The following is a 19726-nucleotide window of genomic DNA, read 5'->3' on the forward strand; positions in this document are numbered from 1 at the left end:
CCGGACCAAGGTGAAAGCGAATGGCTGAGAAGCTGAATTTCGATCTCGTGTCGCCCGAACGCCTTCTCCTCTCGGAGCAGGTGGACATGGTGACCGTGCCCGGCGCCGAGGGCGACATGGGCATCATGGGAGGCCATGCGCCTGTCATGTCGACGCTGCGTCCCGGCGTGATCGGTGTGCAGGTCGAAGGCCAGCCGGAGCGCCGCTATTTCGTGCGCGGCGGTTTTGCCGAAGTGACGCCGGCCGGTCTTACCGTGCTTGCTGAACATACGGTGCCGCTCGCTGAACTCGATGCCGCAGCGCTGGCCCGCGAGATCGCCAATGCCGAGGAAGACCTTGCGGACGCAAAGTCGGACGAGGCACGGCAACGGGCGCAGGAAAAGCTCGACCAGCTGAAATCGCTTCGCGAAGTGGCCTAGGCAAAGAGTCGACGGAAATTCAGGGGCGGCCTTCGGAAACGGAGTGCCGCCCCTTTGATTTCAGGCGATTTTCAGGGTGCCTTTCCGGCAACAGGCGGCGCGTCTGCGCCGAGGCGACGCTCTTAAACCCGCCCGATTTCGAATTATATTGCTATTGTGACGACGGTCGAGACGATCGGAAAAAGCCATGAGCCGCCACTGGACGCTTGAGGATATCAGATGGGAAGACTTCGATGCATCGAAGGTCGACCCCGATATTCTGCGCGCCGTAAAGGCGGCGGCGATGGTCGAGTTCAATGCGCCCGATTACGTTACCTATCTCTGCAATGTGTTTTCCGACCGCCCGGATGTGAAGGAAGCCATCCAGAAATGGGGCGCGGAGGAAGTGCAGCACGGTCAGGCGCTGGCGCGCTGGGCGGAGATTGCCGATCCCTCTTTCAGTTTCGATGAGGCCTTCAAGCGGTTCCGCGAGGGCTATTCCATTCCGGTCGACGCGATCGAGAGCGTGCGCGGCAGCCGCGGCGGCGAGCTCATCGCGCGCTGCGTGGTCGAAAGCGGCACCTCTTCCTATTACACCGCGATCAAGGATGCGACGGACGAGCCGGTGCTGAAGCAGATCGCAGCGAATATCGCGGCAGACGAGTTCCGCCACTACAAGCTCTTCTACGATCAGTTCAACGATCTCGGCGAGGCGCCGCCCTCGATCCTCGATCGGATTCGCGTGGCTGTGGGCCGCGTATCGGAAGCCGATGATGACGAGCTTGCCTGCGCCTATTACGCAGCGAACACGCCTGCCGATGGCAGTGTGCCTTACGAGCGTGTCCGTTTCGCCAAGGCCTATGAAAAGCGTGCGCTCGGCCTCTATCGCCGTCAGCATGTCGAGCGGCTGATTTCGATGGTCGGCAAGGCGGCGGGCCTGAAGCCGCATGGGGTGTTGATGCGCCTGGTCGGATCGATCGCCTGGCGCTACTGGCGCTTCCGCAACTGGCGGCTGTCGCGCGCGGCGGTCTGACGGTTCACGACGCCGGGGCGATCCCGCCGTCATTCATCAGAACAAGCAGGGATGGCGTCTCGCCCTCCGCTGCATCGGCAAGCGCAGGCGCCGTCTTTGCGGGCGCTGCGCCAAGCGTGTCACCCGCTGCAACTCTTGCTCCCCGCCTTGCGGTGATATTGCCGAGGCCGGCAATCGTCAGCCGCTCGCCCGTTTCCGTCTCGATGATGACGACGCCGAGATAGCCCTTGAACGCGTCGGCATAGAGGATGGTCCCTGCCGCGGGGCTTGCCGCACGGCAGCCGCCCGCGACGGGTGAAAGCCCGTTCGTGCGGGCAAGCAAACAGGAAGCGGCGCCGGGCGCGGGCTTGGCGGATGGCGGCGGCTTCACGCCGAGGCCAGCAAGATCGGTGCAATAGGCGGCATAGGCATCGTCGCCTTCGATGCTGCCCGTGCCGCGCAGGCAATCGCCAAGCGCGGCAAGCGCCAGATGCGGCGGCCGGGCGAGCGGCAGGGGCGCCGCAGAGCCCGCGACGTAGGCATAGGCCTTGCTGACCGCATGGCCGGTCAGGTCACGCCGCTCCTCATCGAACAGGAACAGGCCTGCGGCGGCGGCAAGGCCCATCATGAAAAGGCGGTCGATGAAGGACATGACATCCTCCCTCTTGCAGAAAACCACGGATTTAGGCCGTGGGTGCTGCCATGTACCCCGCAAGGGCGATTCAAATCACCAATCGGAGCGGCGCGCCATTAAAACCTGTTCACGTTGACAAACACGAACGAATCATCTCTTCCATAACCACCCTGATCGGCTATAGGATTTGGTGTGGTGCTGATCGGGGTACGGCAGGGACAGGTGCGTCATGCCGTTTTCAGCCAAGAGCGATGCGGAAAATTACTGGCGGACCCGTTACGGGCGGCCGCTTGCAACGAAAGTCAGGGCCCTGCCGGACGGGATGCCCGAGGCTTACGGCGTCTTGCCGCGCGACGAGACGCCGGGCATTTATGCCGGCGGCGGCGCGCCGCTTTCCGGCACATCACTGCGCGATGCCGTACCGCTCGAAAAATCGGCCCGCCGCAAGAACCGTCTCACAAAAAACAGCTTTCCCTCCGCCCGTCCGCGCCGGTTGCGATACTGGTTCGTCATTCCGTTCGGCGGGCTGACGGCCGTTGCCTTCATCACCTTGCCGCCTTCTAAAAGTGGTGTGCCGCCGGAGCGGCCGGAAATTTCCTCGACGGTGCAAGGCAGCATCGCAGGCAGTCCCGCGCCCGCGCTCCAGTTCGATGCGGCGCTGCGCCAGTTTCTCGACGCGCATGAGGCAAGCCTTGTTGCGCTGCGCGGCTTCCTGCTGACCGACGGCGAGGGCTTCCGCACCGAGTGGCTCGACGCGACACTCAGAATGCAGTCGGCAATGAATGTGCTCGATGCTCATTCGGCAAACTGGACGGACGGGCAACGCCTCGTTGAACTGGTGGAAGCAAAACGGATCGTCGCGCGGCTGCTGGCCGAAGAACGCGCGGTCGCCGCCATCGTCGGTACGCCGAACCGCTATCCGGGCCTGCAGATATTCAGGGCGGACATAAGGCCGGCGCTTGCCGAAGCGCAGGACATCGCAGCCGCCGTGATGAGCGCCATGCTTGCCGTTTCCTCACCCGACAGCGTCGGGCCGGTCGGTCCCTTTGCCGCTTTCCGCGGCGAGCTTGAGACGCTGCGCGAGGATCTCGCGCGATATGTGGCAGCGCCAGCGAATGCCGGCCCTCCCGCCTCGGCGCGGGCGGAGAAGTTTGAGGTGCATCGCGAAACGCTGACGGCAATTCGTGCGGAAGCGCCTGCCGATGTCCGGCCCCGGATCGACAGGCTGATTGCCCTGATTTCCTTCACGGAGGAAAAGCTCTCGCGCATTCTCGTCCTCGAAGAAGGCGAGCGATGGGACTATGCGTCCTTTGCTTTCCGAACGAGGGTGATGCCGCTTGCATCGCGCCTCGAAGAAATTGCGGCGCGGTGGAAGGCGCCCATGTGACGCAAAATCCAAGGAGACTTTCTATGCGCCGGGCTTTGCGAGGGGGCCGAGTTCCCGCACCAGTTCCTCGTACACGCTGCGCTTGAACGGTACGATCAGATTCACCAGTTCATCGACCGGCACCCATGCCCATTCGCTGAACTCCTGATGATCGTCGGCAGCAATGTCGATGTCGCTGTCTTCACCGGTAAAGCGCATCGCGAACCATTTCTGTTTCTGCCCGCGATACTTGCCCTTGAGTGCAACACCAACGAGATGGGGCGGAAGATCATAGGTGAGCCAGTCCTTCGTCTCGCCGATGATGCGCGCCTTGTCCGTGCCTACCTCTTCCTTCATCTCGCGGAAGGCGGCCTCGGTGGCGTCCTCGCCCTCGTCGATGCCGCCTTGCGGCATCTGCCAGGTGAGGCTGGCACCCGTCAGTTCCTGTGCGCCGCCTGCACCATTGATCCGGTTGCCGGCCCAGACGAGCCCGTCACGATTGATCAGCATGATGCCGACGCAGGGCCGGTAGGGCAGGGTCTCGGGATCGACGGGCCTGCCGTCCTTCAGATGTTCGGGCATCGCCTCACTCCGCAAGTGCCGTCACCGGCACCAGCACATAACCTTCGTCCTTCAGCTTCATCGCCCATTGCGCCAGCGCATCGACCGTGACGGGGAAACCGGAAGCGACGCCGATCGCGCTGCCGCTTTCGCCGGATACTTCCGCCAGAATGTCGAGGGCGGTTGCAATGACTTCAGGGTTCTGCACCGGATCGACGATGCGCGTCGCCTGAACGGCGGGCAGGCCCGCCTCGCGCGCGAGCGCCGGTGCCAGGCTGCGCGCGGAGGCGCCATTGTCGACATAGAGAAGGCCGCGTGCGCCGAGTGCGGCAAGCACCGGCTTCATCGCCGAGGATGACGCGGTGAAGCGCGCGCCCTGATAATTCATCACGCCAGCATAGCCGGTAAAACGGCTCATCAGCCATTCGAGGCGTGAAATATTTTCGGCCGTGTTGCCGCCTGTCAGCAGCGTGTGCGGGCCGGGGTCGTTCTGCGGATAGCCGAAGGGTTCCATCGGCAGCTCCAGCAGCACTTCGTGACCGGCGGCGCGCGCCTTGTCGATCCATTCCTGCAGGCGCGCACCATAGGGCGCAAAGGACAGCGTCACCTCCGGCGGCAGCGTCGCGATCGCATGGGCGGTGGCGCTTTCGCTGATACCCATGCCGCTGACGACAAGCGCGATGCGGCGGCCCGTCTGGGTGCCTGCGGGCACGGGCCTCGCATAGACCTGCCAGGGCTTGCGGCCGTCGCGCGCGATTTTAGGCAAGGGACCGTCCGCCGTCGTCTCGACAAGGGCGGGGTCGGGCGCGGGCACGAGGGAGACGATGGCGGGCGCCCGAGATGTTGGAGCGCCGCCGCCATCCAGTGTCTCGGCGCCGACGATGCGAACCTCGCCGGAGACGTCGTGCTCCGGCTCGACATCGAGGCTGCGTGCGGCGTCGAGAAGCGCCTGCTCATCCTCGCTCAGCCCGTCCGCAACGCTCTCGGCGGTCAGGGGATCGGCCGGCGCGTCGGGCACGTCCGCCACATCCATCGCGGTCTCGTCGCCGGTATTTGCAGCCGCGGGATCTTCGAGCGCCGCAAGCGCAAGATGGACCACGGGCTCGCCCGCGAACTTGTTGTCGGAGAGAAGAAGCCAGGCCAGTGTGCCGCCATAGATCAGCGCAACGGCAGCGGCTGCGGCTGCGAGAATGCGGCCGCCGCGGAGGCCGTTTGCGTCCTCCGGTTGTCCGTATTGACCGGGGCCGGAGCCGCTCGCCGCCATTCTCGCCACCATGTTCGACATTCGTCTCCGGCCGGTTCAGCGGAGCGCGTCAGTTCGCCATTGCGCTTGATGTGCGCCCGCCGAGGAAAGCCGCGTCCTGCCTGACGCCGTTCAGAAGGTCGATCGCATAAAGAAGCTGTTTGTCGTCGGCCTTGTCCTTCGGGACAAAATTGTCGGAGCCGGCCACTTCCTCGCCATCATCGGAAGACAGGTGTCCCGGCAGCGAGCTTTCGCCGATGGCAGCAGCCTTCTTCGCCTTGTCCGGATCGGTCTGGTTCACGACGATATCGGGGTCGATGCCCTTCGCCTGGATCGAACGGCCGGACGGTGTGTAGTAGCGCGCGGTCGTGAGGCGCAGCGCGCCGTCCGAGCCCAGCGGAATGATCGTCTGGACCGACCCCTTGCCGAAGGAGCGCGTGCCGAGAATGGTTGCCCGGCGATGATCCTGCAGCGCGCCGGCCACGATTTCAGAGGCGCTGGCCGAACCGCCGTTCAGGAGCACGATGATCGGCTTGCCCTTGGTCACGTCGCCGCGACGCGCATTGTAGCGCTGCGTGTCTTCGGCGTGGCGGCCGCGCGTCGAAACAATCTCGCCGCCATCCATGAACTCATCGCTGACGGAAATCGCCTGATCGAGAAGACCGCCCGGATTGTTCCGGAGGTCGATGATGAAGCCGCGCAGCTTCGCCGCGCCGATCTCTTTCGTAAGGCTGCTGATCGCATTGTCGAGCAGGTCGGAGGTCTGCTCGTTGAACGAGGTGACGCGGATATAGCCGATATCGCCCTCGCGGTTGAACCGGACGGATTTGATGGTGATGATCGCACGGGTGAGCTTCACCTCGAAGGGCTCCTCGATACCCTTGCGCATGACGGTCAGCGAGACGGCGGAATTGGCCGGCCCGCGCATCTTGTCGACGGCGTCGCTGAGCGTCATGCCGAGGATCTGGGTGCCGTCGATATGGGTGATGTAGTCGTTCGGGCGCAGTCCCGCGCGGCTTGCCGGTGTGTCGTCGATCGGCGTCACGACTTTCACGACGCCGTTTTCCATCGTCACTTCGATGCCGAGGCCGCCGAATTCGCCCCGCGTCTGCACCTGCATGTCGCGGAAGGTCTTGGGATTCATGTAGCTCGAATGGGGATCGAGCGAGGTCAGCATGCCGTTGATGGCGTTTTCGACGAGCTTGGCATCGTCGGTCGGCTCGACATAGGCCGCCCGGACACGTTCGAAAACATCGCCGAACAGGTTGAGCTGACGGTAGGTATTCGACTCATTCGCGAATGCCCGCCCGTCCGTCACACCATTATTCATGCCGGTGATAACGGCGAAGGAAAGCAGTGTGCCGACGGCAAAGCCAGCCAGGACGGATTTATTCATTTAACCACGTACCTTTTCGTCACTCATCAACAGCCACGGACGGGGATCGACCGGGTTGCCTTCCTTCCGGAATTCAATATAGAGCGCCGGACCCGTGCCGGCCTGCTCACCCGCGTTTCTTTCGGAGGACATGTCGCGACCGGCAGGCGCAGCGCCCATCTTGCCGATCGGTTCACCGGCAAGAACATTTTGGCCTACGTCGCAATCGATCCGGTTCATGCCTGCCAGAAGTATATGGTAGCCCTCTCCCACAGATATTATCAAGAGTTGGCCATATTGGCGGAAAGGTCCCGCATAGGAGATTCTCCCGTCAAATGGGGCAACAATTTGAGCATCAGGACGTGTCGAAAGAGTTATTCCCTGCGTCTTTCCGCCGCCGGGGGCTTCGCTGCCATAAGTTTTGATGATGGCGCCGGCGGCCGGCGGCCGGATTAACCCCTTTGCGTCGGAGAAAAGCCGCGAGGAGGGCATGGCGGGGGCCGCCGCCGGGGGGCGCAGCATGGCGTATTCCCGGGAGGCGGGTTCTTGCGCGACGGGCGTGGATATCGCGGGTTCCGGCGCCGGCAGGCGCGCCGGGTCGGGCCGGGCCGCAGGCAGCCGGCTCGCTGCGCCGGCCTCAAGCCGGGCGATGAGATCGGAAAGATCGGTCGCCTGGCGGGAAAGGGCCTCTGCGCGGGCCTGTTCCGACTGCGCTTGCCTGGTCAGCCTGTTCTGGATCTCGACCTGACGGTTCAGGAGCGCCTGCAGTTCATGCCGCTCGGCGTCGAGCGAGGCCTGGGTGGCGTCGAGTGTCACGCGTTCGTCAAGTATGCCTTGCCTCAGTGCTGCGAGCTGCTCCAGCCGCTCGCGAAGTTCCCTGGCATCGGCTTGAAGTTCGGGCACGATCGCACCAAGCAGCAGCGCCGAGCGCACGGAGGCCAGTGCATCGTCGGGCCGGACGGCAAGGGCAGGCGGCGGGTGCCGGTCGAGGCGCGACAGGGCGGCCAGAAGATCGGCCATTTCGCCGCGGCGTCTTTCAAGCTGGGCGGTCAGCACCGCTTCTGCGCCCGTCAGCCCCTGAAGTCTTGCCTCGGAGTCCGATACATCGGCTTCGAATGACTGGACGCGGGCGGCAGCGCCAATCAGCTTGCGGCGCAATTCCTCCGCTTCGGCACGGGCAGCAGCGGCCTGCGCCTCAAGCTCAAGCTGGCGCTCGCGCGTCGTGTCGATCTCGCGTTGCAGGGTGTCGAGATCGCCGGGTTCCATCGTTTCCGGCCAGGCGGGGAACGGGGCAACCGAAAGCAGCCCAGCAAGGGCAATCGCGGCGATATGCTTTCGCTCAGGCACCGACCGCATCGTGCAGATCGGCCGGCAGGAGAAGCGATTGCCCGTTCATCTGGGCCGGCGCCCCGATGCCGAAAAGGTCGAGCAGCGTCGGCGCGACATCGGCCAGCGTTCCACGGGCGAGCGCGGCATGTCTGTCGCCGCCGATCATCACGAACGGAACGGGTGCGGAGGTCGTGCGGCGGAGCGGCAACCCCGTGTCCGGATCGGTCATCCGTTCCGCCTTCCCGTAGGTGCCGCAAAGAACCAGCATGCCGCCCTTCTTGTCGATCTGCGCTGCGATCTTGCCGAGGTATTTGTCGATTGCCTCGACGGCGTTCACCGTCGCCTTCAGATTGCCAGTGCTGCCGAGGACCGCCGCATTCGGAAAGCCGACCGTTATCACGTCATGCTCGCCTTTCTTGAGGGCGGCGAGCAATTCATTTGTGAGTGTTGCGGCGGCAAGCTCGGGCTTGCGCTCGATCTGCGATGCGGGCGGCGTATCGGTCACGAGTATGGTCTCGCCCGGAAAGAGAGCGGGGGCGCCGCCGCGCAGGAAGTTCGACATGGCCGCTTCGGCAATGGTTTCCGCGAGCGTGAGGTGGCGCAGCCCTGCCTCCGCGAAATGGCCGGCAAGGCTCGGGCCGAAGGATATAGCCTCGAAAAGCGGTTGTGCTTCGACGGGCAGCGGATGTGCATGCCTGACGAGCGTGTAGACGCCGGCAAGCGCGGGCGCCGTGCCGGGAAGGCCCTGGGAGGCCGGGTCGGTCAGCGCCGAGACGAGCGCATGTCCGTGATCCGGCTGCAGGTTGACGAGAAGCACGGCGTCGTCCTGGCGAATGCCGCGATAGGCGCTGCCGAGCCGGGGCGGCACGCGGTCATCGTCCAGTCCCTTGCGGTAGCATTCGTCGAGATAGGCAGTCGGGTATTCCGTATACGGCGCATCTGCCTGCGATATCGCGCGCCATACGGCGGCGAGCGCCGAGGCTTCGCCGCCTTCGTCGAAGCCGTGGGCCCGGCCGAAGACGCTGCCAAGTTCCGCGTTCTCTGCGCCCGAAATATCGTCGAGAAATTCCTGCAGATGGAAGATGCCGCCTTGCGGATTTGTGTCCTGCCCGTCCATGACGGCATGAACCCAGACCTTGACGCCCTCATGGCTGAGAAGCGCCGCAAGCACGGCCATGTAGTGCTGGTAGCCGGCAATCCGGGACGGCGTGACCATGCCGATGAGATGGACCGCGCCGCCGAGCGGCCGCACGCACGATATGATTTCGCGCAGCACAGGGTGACTGGCGATGCTGTCTGCGCCGTCGCCGGAAAAGGCCCGGGCGATCCGTGACGCAGGCGTTTCGACCGCACGCCCCGCGCCGAGCGCCGCATAGGCAGCCTGCGCATGGCCGGGCTGGCCTGCGGGCAGTCCCAGGGCTTCGCCGGAGGCGGCAAGCTCTGTGCGCGGCCAAGTTGCGGCAAGGCGGTCATAAATCGGCGTGCGCGCGAGAGCGATGGCATTGCCCTCGCGTTCTCCGCGGATTCCCCAGCCGTCCAGCAGGGCAAGGACAAGGGGTCTGACGCCGGATTTTGTGCTCATGATTGAATTGAATGTCCGCCTGGCCTTTGGGCGCGCGAATCGCGGCGACCTCTATGCGCCACGCAAACTAGTGCAAGGCTCGAAAGGTGTCTACTTGATGACGAACCATAATCAGGGGCGATGATAGGGGTGTCCCGCAAGGATCGTGACGGCGCGGTAGAGCTGTTCTGCGAGCATCGTGCGGGCGAGCATGTGGGGCCAGGTCATTGCGCCGAAAGACACGATGTGGACGGCCTTCTCGCGGATCGCAGGCGCCAGCCCGTTTGCGCCGCCGATGACGAAGGCAAGATCGGAGGTCGCATTGTCGCGCCATTCGCCAAGGCGTCTTGCGAAAACTTCGCTTGTCTCGTTCTTGCCGCGTTCATCCAGCGCGACGATGGTGGCGCCCTTCGCGGCAGCCAGCAGAAGTTCCGCCTCGCGCGCCATGAGCTGTGGCGCATCGAGCTTGCGCTTCTCCTCGACCTCGATCACCGGCCCGGCGGAAATGCCGATGGGGCGGCCAGCCGCATCGAGGCGGGAAATGTAGTCGTCAATGAGGAGCTTTTCGGGACCGGCTTTCAGCCGTCCGACGGCGCAGATGTGAACGCGCATAAATGGCCTCTCCGGCGAGGCCGGACATTTTCAGCGGAGACGGGGAGAAGCCGCGGGCGCGCCTTGAGGGAGCTATAGCCTCAGACTGCCAGCTGGTCGGCCGGAATATCGGCAGACCACATCTTCTCCAGCTTGTAGAAGTCGCGCACTTCGGGGCGGAAGACATGGACCACCACGTCGCCACCATCGATGAGCACCCAGTCGCCCTGTTTCATTCCCTCGACCTGCGCATTGCCGAAACCCGCTTCCTTCAGGCGGCGCAGCAGGTGATCGGCCACGGCGCCGACATGGCGCTGCGACCGACCGCTTGCGACCACCATATGGTCGGCAATCGGCGTCTTTCCCGTGAGGTCAATGGAAACAACATCCTCGGCCTTGTCTTCTTCCAGGCTCTCGAGCACGAGAGCGAGCATCTCAGAAGACTTGCCGGTATCGGCCGCCTTGCCCTTGCGGGGGGCGGGGGCCTTTTTCACGGCGCCGTCGGCTTTCGCCGCGGGCCTGGTCTGGACCTTCCGGTCCGTCGATTGTCTGCTCAGGAATACGCTCCTTTTTGGCAAACCGTTACTTGGGTTGGCAGGTGTGGCGCTTGGCCGCCGCTACCGTTTGAAGGATAAGCGCCACAGGGCGTCAATTCAATGACGCTGTCCCGGCGCATTCCGGCATCAGGCGCGGCTCCAGTCCGATTTCTTGCGGATTTCCGTTGCCGAATGCGGGCTTTCGGGGCCCGAAAGAAATATCAGCGCAGGCGGCGCCATGAGGGGCAGGAGCGCCGCATCGGTGCTGTCGAGTATCGCGGGGGCAAGCGCCTGCGCCGCCGGGGACAACCGCGCTTTCAGTGTGTAGCCGGGGCGCGGATAAATGGCGATCGGCACCGTCATGGCGATTTCGCGCCAGTTCCGCCAGCGCGGGAACTGCAGCATGTTGTCGGCGCCCATCAGCCAGACGAAGCGGACATCGGGATGGCGCCCGGTGAGTTCGGCCAGCGTATCCGCCGTGAAGCGGGTGCCGAGTTTCGCCTCGATGCCGCTCACCACGATCCGCGGGTCGCGCGCCAGTGTTCGCGCCGAGGCGAGGCGCTTCGCGAAGGGAGCCATGCCCGTTTCGGGCTTCAGCGGATTGCCGGGCGAGACGAGCCACCAGATGCGGTCGAGCCCGAGCGCCTTCAGGCACATCAGCGAGATGTGGAGATGGCCCTCATGCGCGGGATTGAAGGAACCGCCGAGCAGCCCGACCTTCAGTCCCGGCGTCAGCAGTTCGCGGCGCATCTCAGGGACGGACCTGGCCGCTGCCGCGCACCAGATACTTGAAGCTTGTCAGCTGTTCGACGCCGACCGGACCGCGCGCATGGAACTTGCCGGTGGCGATACCGATTTCCGCGCCCATGCCGAATTCGCCGCCATCGGCAAATTGCGTCGAGGCATTGTGCAGCAGGATCGCGCTGTCGACTTCGGCGAAGAAGCGCTCCGCCGTCTTCTGGTTGCTGGTCACGATGGCTTCGGTGTGGCTCGAGCCATATTTGCGGATATGGGCGATGGCGGTGCCAACACCGTTCACCACGCGCACGGCGATGATCGCGTCGAGATATTCGGTGTACCAGTCCTCTTCCGTCGCGGGCTTCACGCGGGCATCCGCTCTCTGCGCCGCCTCGTCGCCGCGCACTTCGCAGCCCGCATCGAGAAGTGCCTTCACAAGCGGCGCCAGATGCGTTGCCGCGCAGGCTTCATCCACCAGCAGCGTTTCCGCCGAGCCGCAAATGCCGGTGCGGCGTAGCTTGGCGTTCAGCGCGATGTTCCTTGCCATCTCGAGATCGGCCTCGCCATCGACATAGACATGGCAGACGCCTTCCAGATGCGCAAACACGGGCACGCGCGCTTCTTCCTGCACGCGGGCAACGAGGCTCTTGCCGCCGCGCGGCACGATGACATCGAGATTGCCGCCAAGGCCCTTCAGCATTTCGCCGACCGCGACGCGATCCGTCACGGGTACGAGCTGGATCGAGGCTTCGGGAAGGTTCGATGCAATGATGCCTTCGACAAGCGAGGCATGGATGGCCTTGTTGGAGCGGGACGCTTCCGAGCCGCCGCGCAGCACGGCGGCATTCCCCGCCTTCAGGCAGAGCGCGCCCGCATCCGCCGTCACGTTGGGGCGGCTCTCATAGATGATGCCGATGACGCCCAAGGGCACGCGCACACGCTCGATATGAAGTCCGTTCGGGCGGTCCCATTCGGCGATCTTCGAGCCGACAGGATCGGCCAGCGCCGCGATCTCTTCCAGCGCTTTCGCAATCGCCTCGACGCGCTTCGTGTCGAGCGCGAGGCGGTCGATCATGGCGGGCGTGAGGCCGTTCTTCTTCGCGTCGGCGACATCGAGTTCATTCGCGGCCAGAATGTCGTCAACATTGGCGCGGATGCACATGGCGGCGGCGAGGAGGGCGGCATCCTTCTGCTTCGTGGGCGCGGTCGCAAGCACGGTTGCGGCATCGCGCGCCTTCGCGCCGATGCCCTGCATCAGGGCTGCTATGTCGGTATCGCCGGTGTTGAGTTTCACGATGCTCACGGGGCTCACCCAGTCCTTGTCCTGTCGGCCGCAAAAGTATTTCAGGCGGCGTCTCTTCTTACAACTTCGCTCATTCCCTCATATGGGGCTGCATGCGGGACGTTTCACGGCTTTTTCAGCACGAGGTCGTCGCGGTGGATCATTTCGGCGCGGCCCGAATAGCCGAGCAATTCCTCGATTTCGTGGCTCGAATGGCCCTTGATGATACGGGCATCGTCGCTTGCATAGGCCGTCAGGCCGCGCGCGACTTCATGGCCTTCTGCGTCGCGCACGGTCACGGCATCGCCGCGCCCGAACTCGCCTTCGACCGCGGTGACGCCGGCGGGCAGGAGGCTGCGGCCCTGGATGAGCGCCTTCACGGCGCCATCGTCGATGGTGATCGTTCCCGCGCTCTTCAGCGAACCCGAGATCCAGCGCTTGCGCGCGGCAAAGGGCGTCGAATGGGCGGCGAACCAGGTGACGCGCGCGCCATCCTCCACGGCCTGCAGCGGTCGGAGCGTGCGGCCATTCGCGATCGCCATGCGCGCGCCGCCTTCGGTGGCGATGCGGGCGGCGGCGATTTTCGTCTTCATGCCGCCGCGCGAATAGATGCTCGCAGCATCGCCCGCCATCGCCTCGATCTCCGGCGTGATCTCGGCGACTTCCGCAATATGTTTCGCGCCGGGCAGATGCGGTGGTGCCGTGTAGAGCCCGTCGACATCGGAGAGCAGCACGAGGCAATCGGCAGAGACCATGCTTGCGACGCGCGCAGCCAGCCGGTCATTGTCGCCATAGCGGATTTCCGTCGTCGCCACCGTGTCGTTCTCGTTGATGACGGGCACGGCACCCAGCTTCAGCAGCGTGTTGATGGTCGAGCGCGCATTGAGATAGCGGCGGCGCTCTTCGGTGTCTTCGAGTGTCAGCAGGATCTGCGCGCAGGAAAAACCATAAGCCGAGAGAATTTCCTGAAAGGCATGCGCAAGGCCGATCTGGCCGACGGCGGCGGCGGCCTGGCTTTCTTCCAGTTTCAGTTTTCCGGCAGGCAGTTTCAGCGCGCGGCGGCCGAGCGAGATCGCGCCCGACGATACGATCAGCATGTCCTGTCCGCGGGCGCGCATGCGGGCAATGTCTTCCACCATGGCCTGCAGCCAGGTGCGGTTGAGCTTGCCCGTGTCTGCGTCGGTCAGGAGTGCCGAGCCGATCTTCACGACGACGCGCTGCGCTTTTTCGAGATGGTTGCTCAAGGCTGCCAGCCCTCATCTTGGTCTGTTTCTTCGGCGCGTTCTTCTGCGCGCCTTGCGCCGATCTCGTCTGCCGCAAGCCGCAATACGCTCTGTATGCCTTCGCCCGAGACGCCGGAAATCGCGAAGACCCTGGCGCCGCTTTCGTCTTCGAGGATCGCGGCCTTCTCCTCGCGCTCTTCCTCTGTCAGCGCGTCCGCCTTGTTGAGGCAGAGAATTTCGGGCTTGGCTTCAAGTCCCGCGCCATAGGCCTCGATCTCGCCGCGGATCACGTGATAGGCGTCTGCCACATCGTCCGACGTGCCGTCGATCAGATGGATCAGGATGCGGCAGCGTTCGAGATGGCCGAGAAAGCGGTCGCCAAGCCCCGCGCCTTCATGCGCGCCTTCGATGAGGCCGGGAATATCGGCAAGCACGAATGTGCGCGTGTCGACGCTGACGACGCCGAGGCCGGGGGTGAGCGTCGTGAAGGGATAGTCGGCGATCTTGGGCTTTGCCGCGCTCACCGCCGCGAGGAAGGTCGACTTGCCTGCATTGGGCAGGCCCACAAGCCCGGCATCGGCAATGAGCTTCAGCCGCAGCACGATCGTCTTTTCCTCGCCTTCAAGGCCGGGGTTCGCGCGGCGCGGCGCCTGATTGGTCGAGGATTTGAAATAGGCATTGCCGAAGCCGCCATTGCCGCCCTTGGCGAGCACGATCTTCTGACCGACTTCCGTCATGTCGGCGATCAGCGTTTCCTCGTCTTCCTCGAAGATCTGCGTGCCGACGGGCACTTTCAGAATCATGTCGGCGCCGTTCGCGCCCGACCGGTTCTTGCCCATGCCGTGCATGCCGGTCTTCGCCTTGAAGTGCTGCTGGAAGCGATAGTCGATCAGCGTGTTCAGCCCTTCGACGCATTCGGCAATGACGTCGCCGCCCTTGCCGCCATCGCCGCCATCGGGGCCGCCGAACTCGATGAACTTCTCGCGGCGGAAGCTGACGCAGCCCGCTCCCCCGTTTCCTGAACGGATATGGATTTTCGCTTGGTCGAGAAACTTCATCTCACTTCATCCGTCCGCTCGTCTGTTCCATGGCCGCGCCATGAAAAAAGGGAGATGGCGGCCCATCTCCCTTTGAATTCCCGATGGCCGCCACCTTTTGCGAGGCGGCGTTCAGCCCCTCGTTCAGTCCGCCGCTTCCGGCAGGCTGGCGGTCACGACCGACACGAAGGCGCGTTCGTTCTTGCCCTTGTGGAAGGAGACCACGCCTTCGGCCTTCGCGAAGATCGTGTGATCCTTGCCGATGCCGACATTGGCGCCGGGGTGCCACTTGGTGCCGCGCTGGCGGATGATGATGTTGCCCGGAATGACGGCTTCGCCACCGAACTTCTTCACGCCGAGACGGCGGCCGGCGCTGTCGCGACCGTTGCGGGAGGAACCGCCTGCCTTTTTATGAGCCATGTTTCTACTCCTGCCTGCCGCTTAGCCGGCGATGTCGAGGATCTTGACGAGCATCAGATCCTGGCGATGGCCGTTCTTGCGGCGGAAATTCTGGCGGCGGCGCTTCTTGAAGATCGTGAGCTTCGGCCCGCGGGTGTGTTCGACGATCTCTGCGCTGACCTTGGCGCCTTCAACGAGAGGTGCGCCGACCTTGAGCGTACCGCCTTCGCCGCCCAGCATCAGGACTTCAAGATCGATCTTGTCGCCGGCGGCGCCACCATTGCGCTCAACCTCGAGAAGATCGTCTTTCGCGACCCTGTATTGCTTGCCGCCGGTCCGGATGACTGCGAACATTTTTGATACCACCATGTAACGAAAAAGGCCCTGCGGCCGCCGGTGACAGCGGCACGGGCCGAATTGGCGCGCAATATACAGGGGGAGGCCTCGCTGTCAAGCCGCGAAGGGCCCGGAAAACCCCGGAAAAAGCCCGGAAATGCAATTGAAATCGCGGCTTTCTCAGCGCGTCCCGGCGGTTTCCTCGCCGCGCCATGTGCGCCAGACGCAAAGCCCCAGAAAATAGAGCGAAGCCGCCAGAAACGCCCAGAAGGCCAGCGGCGCGGCCTCCAGCGGCGGGCGGCCCGGCCCGCTTGCCAGCACCAGCCAGAAGGTCGAGAGCGCCCAAAGGGCCGTGATCGTGAGGGTGAGGGGCCGCCACATGCGGACCCGGAAGGGGTGGATATATTTGAAGGGCACGAAGGTCAGCACGCCGAGTACGGCAATCGCCGCCAGGTTCGCCCAAGGGCCCGTCTCCAGCACATAGATATAGAGCACCACCACGTTCCAGACGGCCGGAAAGCCCGAGAAATAAAGGTCCCCGGTCTTCATCTCCCGGTTTCCGAAGCAATAGAGCGAGGTCAGCATGATGAAGGCGGCGGCGGGGATTTCGAGGCCCGCCGGCACCAGCCCGAAGCGATAGATGAGAAGGGCCGGGATCACCGTATATGTCAGATAGTCGATCACGAGGTCGAGGACTGCCCCGTCGAAGCGCGGCGCATAGCGGCTCACATCGACCTTGCGGGCCATGGGCCCGTCCAGCCCGTCTATGATGAGGGCGGCGCCCAGCCAGAGGAGCGCCAGCCGGAGATCCCCCGCAATCAGGGCCGCAATGGCAAGAAGCGCCGTCACCACGCCCGATGCCGTGAAGGCATGGACGGCCCAGGCCGCCGCCACGCGCGCCTTCGGCGCCGCTTCGGCCCCTCCCTCTCCCTTGGTCCCCATTCCGTTCATGGGACGGGAGTCTAGCAGGCGGACGCGGCTTCACCTATGGGTGAGAAAGAGGGCGAAAGGTGGCATCTCAAGTCTTGTGCCGCGCGCGCGCGGCGTCTACATTCCGCGCCGTTTCGACCATGCGGGCGGCCTTGACGGGCCGGACGTCCTCTGCGGAGAGGTGGCTGAGTGGTTGAAAGTACCGCACTCGAAATGCGGCGTACTCGCAAGGGTACCGTGGGTTCGAATCCCACCCTCTCCGCCAGTACGCAGAAGTTCGCGACGTTTCTCCGTCCTTCGCGAGAATTCGCTGGAGCCTTCCGCAGAGCTGCGCCCACCACAATTTCCGGTGCCGGCGGTCCTCCGGCCAAGATTGGAAACCCTCAGACTCCCATCACCATCAGGATTCCCGAGGCGGCCAGCAGGACCTCAACCGTACGGATGAAGGCGGGCGTATCGAGGCGCATGACGATCCGCTTTCCAAGCCAGGAACCCGCGATGAGGGCGAGCCCGATTACGAGGCCATAAGTGAGCGTTTCGAGATCGAGCGCGGCAAGCCGGCCATAGACGGCAGACTTGGTGAGATGGACGGCAGCGGCGCCAAGCGCTTCCGTCGCCAGATAGGCGCCCTTCACCAGCCCATAGGCCAGGAAGAAGGGCGCGTTGATCGGCCCGACCGTTCCCACCACACCCGACAGCAGCCCCATGACCGCGCCGAGCGGCAACAGGTGCCATCTCTGGATGGCCATGTCATGGCGTGCGGCCAAGCGCCGCGCGGGGATCATGAGCAGGATGAAAGCGCCGAGCAGCCGATGGATGAGTGCCGCGTCCAGCCCGACGAAAATGAATGCGCCGATCGCCGCGAACGGCACCGCCCCCAGGACATACATGCGCACAGCAGCCCAGTCGGTCTCGCGCCACGAAAAGGCAGCGCGGGACAGGTTCCCGATCAGCGCTGCGACAGTGAGGATCGGTACGGCCTGGGCCGCTCCGAAGGCATAGGCGCAGATCGGCAGGAGGATGACGGCGCTGCCAAACCCGACGACGCCGCCGATCGTTCCGGCGCCAAGCGCCACAACCAGCAGCGGCAGCCAAAGCAGCGGCTCGATCATCGCGATGCCTCGGAAGGTCCCGGAGATGGGAACCGTGGCACGAGCCAGAGGTAAGCGACCATCCCGAACAGCTCGACGAGCGACTGGAACACGATCACGACCGTCGCCGTCTGCCATTGCGGCGCGAGCGCCAGCGCCAGCGGCAGCACGACGAACGAATTGCGGGTGCCGAGGCTGAAGATGAGCGCGCTGCCGGACGCGGCCGGCAGGCTGAACATCCACTTCAAAAGCAGGCCGATCAGTGCTGCGACCACCAGAAAGGCCAGGAACACCCCGGTAACCTCGCCGAGCACCGGCAGCGCGCCGACCACCGCCTGAACCTGCGACGCCGCGATCAGGAAGACGACGATGGCGAGCAGCGGCACGGGGAGCCAGCCGATCTTCCCCACCAGCTTCTGTCCGTGCGGCCGCCGCTCGGCCCAACGCTCGGTTGCCCAGGCGGCAAGCAAGGGCAGCATGATCAGCGTGGCGAATACGAGCGCGATGCGATCGGCCGCCAGCAGTTCAAGGAAGGCATTGCCCATGAAGAGCCAGAGATAGACGGGCAGCAGGCATAGCTGGACCAGCAGATTCACCGGAGTGGCAGCGATAGCCCGCCGCGTGTCGCCGCCAGCAAGATGGGTGAAGGTGATGTACCAGTCTGTGCAGGGGACCAGCAGGACGAGCAACACACCGAGCCGGATGGCCGGGTCGTCGGGCAGAAAAATCAGAAGGCCCCATACCGCCAGCGGGATCAGGATGAAATTCCCGATAAGGACGGCACACATGAAACGGCGGTCACGGAAGGCTTCAGGCAGGTGCGTCAGCGGCACCTGCGTGAACGTGGTGTAGAGCAGCAGCCCAAGTACGGGCCAAAGCACGGCTTCAAACGGGCCCGACAGGCCCTGCGCATGGCTGCCAAGTGTAAGCCCTGCAAGGATTGCGGCGAGGTAGATCCAGACCTGATGTTGTTCCAACTGTTGTCGTTTCATGTGATCAAATTCGCCTATACATTTCCGAAAGCCAATCAGAATTCTCGTCACGCGCCCGCGATGCAGCAATTTCGTTTCAGCTGGATCGATGCGACGGTCGGCCAGTGAAATCTCAAGGGGCTGACGCCGCAATGAACCAAAAGACCTTGCCGCCCAATGCAATCTGGATGGCGCTTCTGACCGGCATCCCGGTGGGCCTGCTGGCGGGCCTGATCGGGCTGGGCGGTGGCGAGTTTCGGCTGCCCATCTTGGTTCTGCTGTTCGGTATCGTTGCGAAGGCGGCGGTCCCGCTCAATCTGGTCATCAGCCTGATCACACTCGCCGGCGCGCTGGCGATCCGCTCGGCCACCCTTTCGATTTCTCCGGTCATTGACTTCAGTCACGCGGTTCTCGGCTTGAGCATCGGAGGTCTCATCGGGGCGTTCCTCGCTCCTGGACTGCTGAAGCATCTTTCCGACGATCGGTTTGGGCAGGTCCTGGCGGGTCTGCTCATGCTGATTGGCGTGATCCTGCTGGTCGAGGCCTTCGTGCCGGTACTGCCGTTGGGGCTTCTGGACCCGCGCGGGCTCGAGGGGCTCCTCGCTGGCATGGCTTTGGGCCTGATGATCGGCGTCATCGCCGCGCTGCTGGGGGTTGCCGGCGGCGAGTTTCTGATACCAACCTTCATCATCGTCTATGGAACCAGCGCCGCAGATGCGGGCACCGCCAGCCTGGTGATCTCCATCGTTGCCGTGATCGCCGGCCTCATCCGTTACCGGCGCCTGCGCATGCTGCCCGGCAGGCCGGCGATGCGTGGTATCGGATGGCCGATGGGTCTGGGGTCAATCCTCGGCGCTGTGTTGGGCGGCATCCTCGTTCCCTACACATCGGAGCCAGTCCTGAAGTTGATACTGGGACTGGTTCTCGTCGCTGCCGCCTTGAAGACCTTGTACGATCACAGTGGCTGACGCTTGAACGCAGCTTCGGCCGGCGCAATTGCGCGCAATCGCTGCGGGTCCTAGGTGTCGTCGGCCGGGCGGAGAGAAACGTCGTCCGACCTGCCGTTCATGGCGGCATCCGTAAAATGAAAAACGCCGCTCCCGGACGATCCGG

The 19726-nt window shown here is 64.2% G+C and carries 21 protein-coding genes and 1 tRNA gene; 5 read left to right on the forward strand and 17 right to left on the reverse strand.

Annotation, left to right across the window (positions count from 1 at the left end):
• Positions 1-20 precede the first annotated feature (20 nt).
• A complete protein-coding gene (locus tag ACK4FH_RS05590; RefSeq protein ID WP_409811692.1) occupies positions 21-419 on the forward strand; it encodes a F0F1 ATP synthase subunit epsilon in 399 nt (132 codons plus the stop codon).
• 187 nt (positions 420-606) lie between these two features.
• Complete coding sequence (locus ACK4FH_RS05595; protein WP_409811694.1) at positions 607-1431, forward strand: ferritin-like domain-containing protein; 825 nt, start codon at positions 607-609, stop codon at positions 1429-1431.
• 4 nt (positions 1432-1435) lie between these two features.
• Here the strand turns inward: ACK4FH_RS05595 and ACK4FH_RS05600 are convergent, their stop codons facing one another.
• Complete coding sequence (locus ACK4FH_RS05600; RefSeq protein WP_409811695.1) at positions 1436-2062, reverse strand: hypothetical protein; 627 nt, start codon at positions 2060-2062, stop codon at positions 1436-1438.
• Between the two features lie 211 nt (positions 2063-2273).
• Here ACK4FH_RS05600 and ACK4FH_RS05605 point away from each other — a divergent pair, with 211 nt between their 5' ends.
• On the forward strand, positions 2274-3431 hold the full coding sequence (locus tag ACK4FH_RS05605; RefSeq protein ID WP_409811697.1) for a hypothetical protein: 1158 nt from the start codon (positions 2274-2276) through the stop codon (positions 3429-3431).
• Between the two features lie 21 nt (positions 3432-3452).
• On the opposite strand, the gene ACK4FH_RS05610 is transcribed toward ACK4FH_RS05605, so the two are convergent.
• The 14 genes from ACK4FH_RS05610 to ACK4FH_RS05675 form a co-directional block, all read right to left on the reverse strand.
• Positions 3453-3992 carry an RNA pyrophosphohydrolase gene (locus ACK4FH_RS05610; RefSeq protein WP_409811699.1) on the reverse strand — a complete coding sequence of 180 codons (540 nt, stop codon included), beginning with the start codon at positions 3990-3992 and terminating at the stop codon, positions 3453-3455.
• A 4-nt stretch (positions 3993-3996) separates the two neighbouring features.
• Entirely contained in the window at positions 3997-5256 is a 1260-nt protein-coding gene (locus tag ACK4FH_RS05615; protein WP_409811701.1) for a divergent polysaccharide deacetylase family protein, read from the reverse strand.
• Between the two features lie 28 nt (positions 5257-5284).
• A complete protein-coding gene (locus tag ACK4FH_RS05620) occupies positions 5285-6610 on the reverse strand; it encodes a S41 family peptidase (protein ID WP_409811703.1) in 1326 nt (441 codons plus the stop codon).
• The gene (locus ACK4FH_RS05625) at positions 6611-7936 is read right to left on the reverse strand and encodes a murein hydrolase activator EnvC family protein (RefSeq protein ID WP_409811705.1); all 1326 of its coding nucleotides are present in this window, start codon (positions 7934-7936) and stop codon (positions 6611-6613) included.
• Entirely contained in the window at positions 7929-9500 is a 1572-nt protein-coding gene (locus ACK4FH_RS05630; protein ID WP_409811707.1) for a hypothetical protein, read from the reverse strand. The genes ACK4FH_RS05625 and ACK4FH_RS05630 overlap by 8 nt, the downstream gene beginning before the upstream one ends.
• Before the next feature lie 111 nt (positions 9501-9611).
• Positions 9612-10091 carry a 23S rRNA (pseudouridine(1915)-N(3))-methyltransferase RlmH gene (gene rlmH / locus ACK4FH_RS05635; protein WP_409811709.1) on the reverse strand — a complete coding sequence of 160 codons (480 nt, stop codon included), beginning with the start codon at positions 10089-10091 and terminating at the stop codon, positions 9612-9614.
• A gap of 80 nt (positions 10092-10171) precedes the next feature.
• On the reverse strand, positions 10172-10564 hold the full coding sequence (gene rsfS, locus ACK4FH_RS05640; protein WP_409811710.1) for a ribosome silencing factor: 393 nt from the start codon (positions 10562-10564) through the stop codon (positions 10172-10174).
• A 189-nt stretch (positions 10565-10753) separates the two neighbouring features.
• Positions 10754-11356 carry a nicotinate-nucleotide adenylyltransferase gene (locus ACK4FH_RS05645; RefSeq protein ID WP_409811712.1) on the reverse strand — a complete coding sequence of 201 codons (603 nt, stop codon included), beginning with the start codon at positions 11354-11356 and terminating at the stop codon, positions 10754-10756.
• 1 nt (position 11357) lies between these two features.
• Entirely contained in the window at positions 11358-12599 is a 1242-nt protein-coding gene (locus ACK4FH_RS05650; protein ID WP_409815176.1) for a glutamate-5-semialdehyde dehydrogenase, read from the reverse strand.
• Between the two features lie 152 nt (positions 12600-12751).
• Entirely contained in the window at positions 12752-13879 is a 1128-nt protein-coding gene (gene proB / locus ACK4FH_RS05655) for a glutamate 5-kinase (protein WP_409815179.1), read from the reverse strand.
• A complete protein-coding gene (obgE, locus tag ACK4FH_RS05660) occupies positions 13867-14907 on the reverse strand; it encodes a GTPase ObgE (protein ID WP_409811714.1) in 1041 nt (346 codons plus the stop codon). The genes proB and obgE overlap by 13 nt, the downstream gene beginning before the upstream one ends.
• A gap of 123 nt (positions 14908-15030) precedes the next feature.
• Positions 15031-15306: a 50S ribosomal protein L27 gene (gene rpmA, locus ACK4FH_RS05665; RefSeq protein WP_409811716.1), complete on the reverse strand. Its 276-nt coding sequence runs from the start codon at positions 15304-15306 to the stop codon at positions 15031-15033.
• 21 nt (positions 15307-15327) lie between these two features.
• The gene (gene rplU / locus ACK4FH_RS05670) at positions 15328-15639 is read right to left on the reverse strand and encodes a 50S ribosomal protein L21 (protein WP_409811718.1); all 312 of its coding nucleotides are present in this window, start codon (positions 15637-15639) and stop codon (positions 15328-15330) included.
• 162 nt (positions 15640-15801) lie between these two features.
• Positions 15802-16563 carry a CDP-alcohol phosphatidyltransferase family protein gene (locus ACK4FH_RS05675; protein WP_409811720.1) on the reverse strand — a complete coding sequence of 254 codons (762 nt, stop codon included), beginning with the start codon at positions 16561-16563 and terminating at the stop codon, positions 15802-15804.
• A 163-nt stretch (positions 16564-16726) separates the two neighbouring features.
• Here ACK4FH_RS05675 and ACK4FH_RS05680 point away from each other — a divergent pair.
• A tRNA-Ser gene (locus ACK4FH_RS05680) sits at positions 16727-16816 on the forward strand.
• 118 nt (positions 16817-16934) lie between these two features.
• Here ACK4FH_RS05680 and ACK4FH_RS05685 read toward each other — a convergent pair.
• Together ACK4FH_RS05685 and ACK4FH_RS05690 are read right to left on the reverse strand one after the other, a co-directional pair.
• The gene (locus ACK4FH_RS05685) at positions 16935-17663 is read right to left on the reverse strand and encodes a sulfite exporter TauE/SafE family protein (protein WP_409811722.1); all 729 of its coding nucleotides are present in this window, start codon (positions 17661-17663) and stop codon (positions 16935-16937) included.
• Positions 17660-18634 (reverse strand): arsenic resistance protein, encoded by a 975-nt coding sequence (locus ACK4FH_RS05690; RefSeq protein WP_409811724.1) that lies wholly within the window; start codon positions 18632-18634, stop codon positions 17660-17662. The genes ACK4FH_RS05685 and ACK4FH_RS05690 overlap by 4 nt, the downstream gene beginning before the upstream one ends.
• A gap of 131 nt (positions 18635-18765) precedes the next feature.
• Here ACK4FH_RS05690 and ACK4FH_RS05695 point away from each other — a divergent pair, with 131 nt between their 5' ends.
• Entirely contained in the window at positions 18766-19581 is an 816-nt protein-coding gene (locus ACK4FH_RS05695) for a sulfite exporter TauE/SafE family protein (protein WP_409811726.1), read from the forward strand.
• The last annotated feature ends 145 nt before the right edge of the window (positions 19582-19726 follow it).

Source organism: Parvibaculum sp. (assembly GCF_046297875.1).
GTDB lineage: Bacteria > Pseudomonadota > Alphaproteobacteria > Parvibaculales > Parvibaculaceae > Parvibaculum.

Bases quoted from the DNA above. Each gene is read 5' to 3' on its own strand.
- ACK4FH_RS05590 (WP_409811692.1), top strand. From the start codon at position 21: ATGGCTGAGAAGCTGAATTTCGATCTCGTGTCGCCCGAACGCCTTCTC.
- ACK4FH_RS05595 (WP_409811694.1), top strand. From the start codon at position 607: ATGAGCCGCCACTGGACGCTTGAGGATATCAGATGGGAAGACTTCGAT.
- ACK4FH_RS05600 (WP_409811695.1), bottom strand. From the start codon at position 2,062: ATGTCCTTCATCGACCGCCTTTTCATGATGGGCCTTGCCGCCGCCGCA.
- ACK4FH_RS05605 (WP_409811697.1), top strand. From the start codon at position 2,274: ATGCCGTTTTCAGCCAAGAGCGATGCGGAAAATTACTGGCGGACCCGT.
- ACK4FH_RS05610 (WP_409811699.1), bottom strand. From the start codon at position 3,992: ATGCCCGAACATCTGAAGGACGGCAGGCCCGTCGATCCCGAGACCCTG.
- ACK4FH_RS05615 (WP_409811701.1), bottom strand. From the start codon at position 5,256: ATGTCGAACATGGTGGCGAGAATGGCGGCGAGCGGCTCCGGCCCCGGT.
- ACK4FH_RS05620 (WP_409811703.1), bottom strand. From the start codon at position 6,610: ATGAATAAATCCGTCCTGGCTGGCTTTGCCGTCGGCACACTGCTTTCC.
- ACK4FH_RS05630 (WP_409811707.1), bottom strand. From the start codon at position 9,500: ATGAGCACAAAATCCGGCGTCAGACCCCTTGTCCTTGCCCTGCTGGAC.
- rlmH (WP_409811709.1), bottom strand. From the start codon at position 10,091: ATGCGCGTTCACATCTGCGCCGTCGGACGGCTGAAAGCCGGTCCCGAA.
- ACK4FH_RS05645 (WP_409811712.1), bottom strand. From the start codon at position 11,356: ATGCGCCGCGAACTGCTGACGCCGGGACTGAAGGTCGGGCTGCTCGGC.
- ACK4FH_RS05650 (WP_409815176.1), bottom strand. From the start codon at position 12,599: ATGCAGGGCATCGGCGCGAAGGCGCGCGATGCCGCAACCGTGCTTGCG.
- obgE (WP_409811714.1), bottom strand. From the start codon at position 14,907: ATGAAGTTTCTCGACCAAGCGAAAATCCATATCCGTTCAGGAAACGGG.
- rpmA (WP_409811716.1), bottom strand. From the start codon at position 15,306: ATGGCTCATAAAAAGGCAGGCGGTTCCTCCCGCAACGGTCGCGACAGC.
- rplU (WP_409811718.1), bottom strand. From the start codon at position 15,639: ATGTTCGCAGTCATCCGGACCGGCGGCAAGCAATACAGGGTCGCGAAA.
- ACK4FH_RS05675 (WP_409811720.1), bottom strand. From the start codon at position 16,563: ATGGGGACCAAGGGAGAGGGAGGGGCCGAAGCGGCGCCGAAGGCGCGC.
- ACK4FH_RS05685 (WP_409811722.1), bottom strand. From the start codon at position 17,663: ATGATCGAGCCGCTGCTTTGGCTGCCGCTGCTGGTTGTGGCGCTTGGC.
- ACK4FH_RS05690 (WP_409811724.1), bottom strand. From the start codon at position 18,634: ATGAAACGACAACAGTTGGAACAACATCAGGTCTGGATCTACCTCGCC.
- ACK4FH_RS05695 (WP_409811726.1), top strand. From the start codon at position 18,766: ATGAACCAAAAGACCTTGCCGCCCAATGCAATCTGGATGGCGCTTCTG.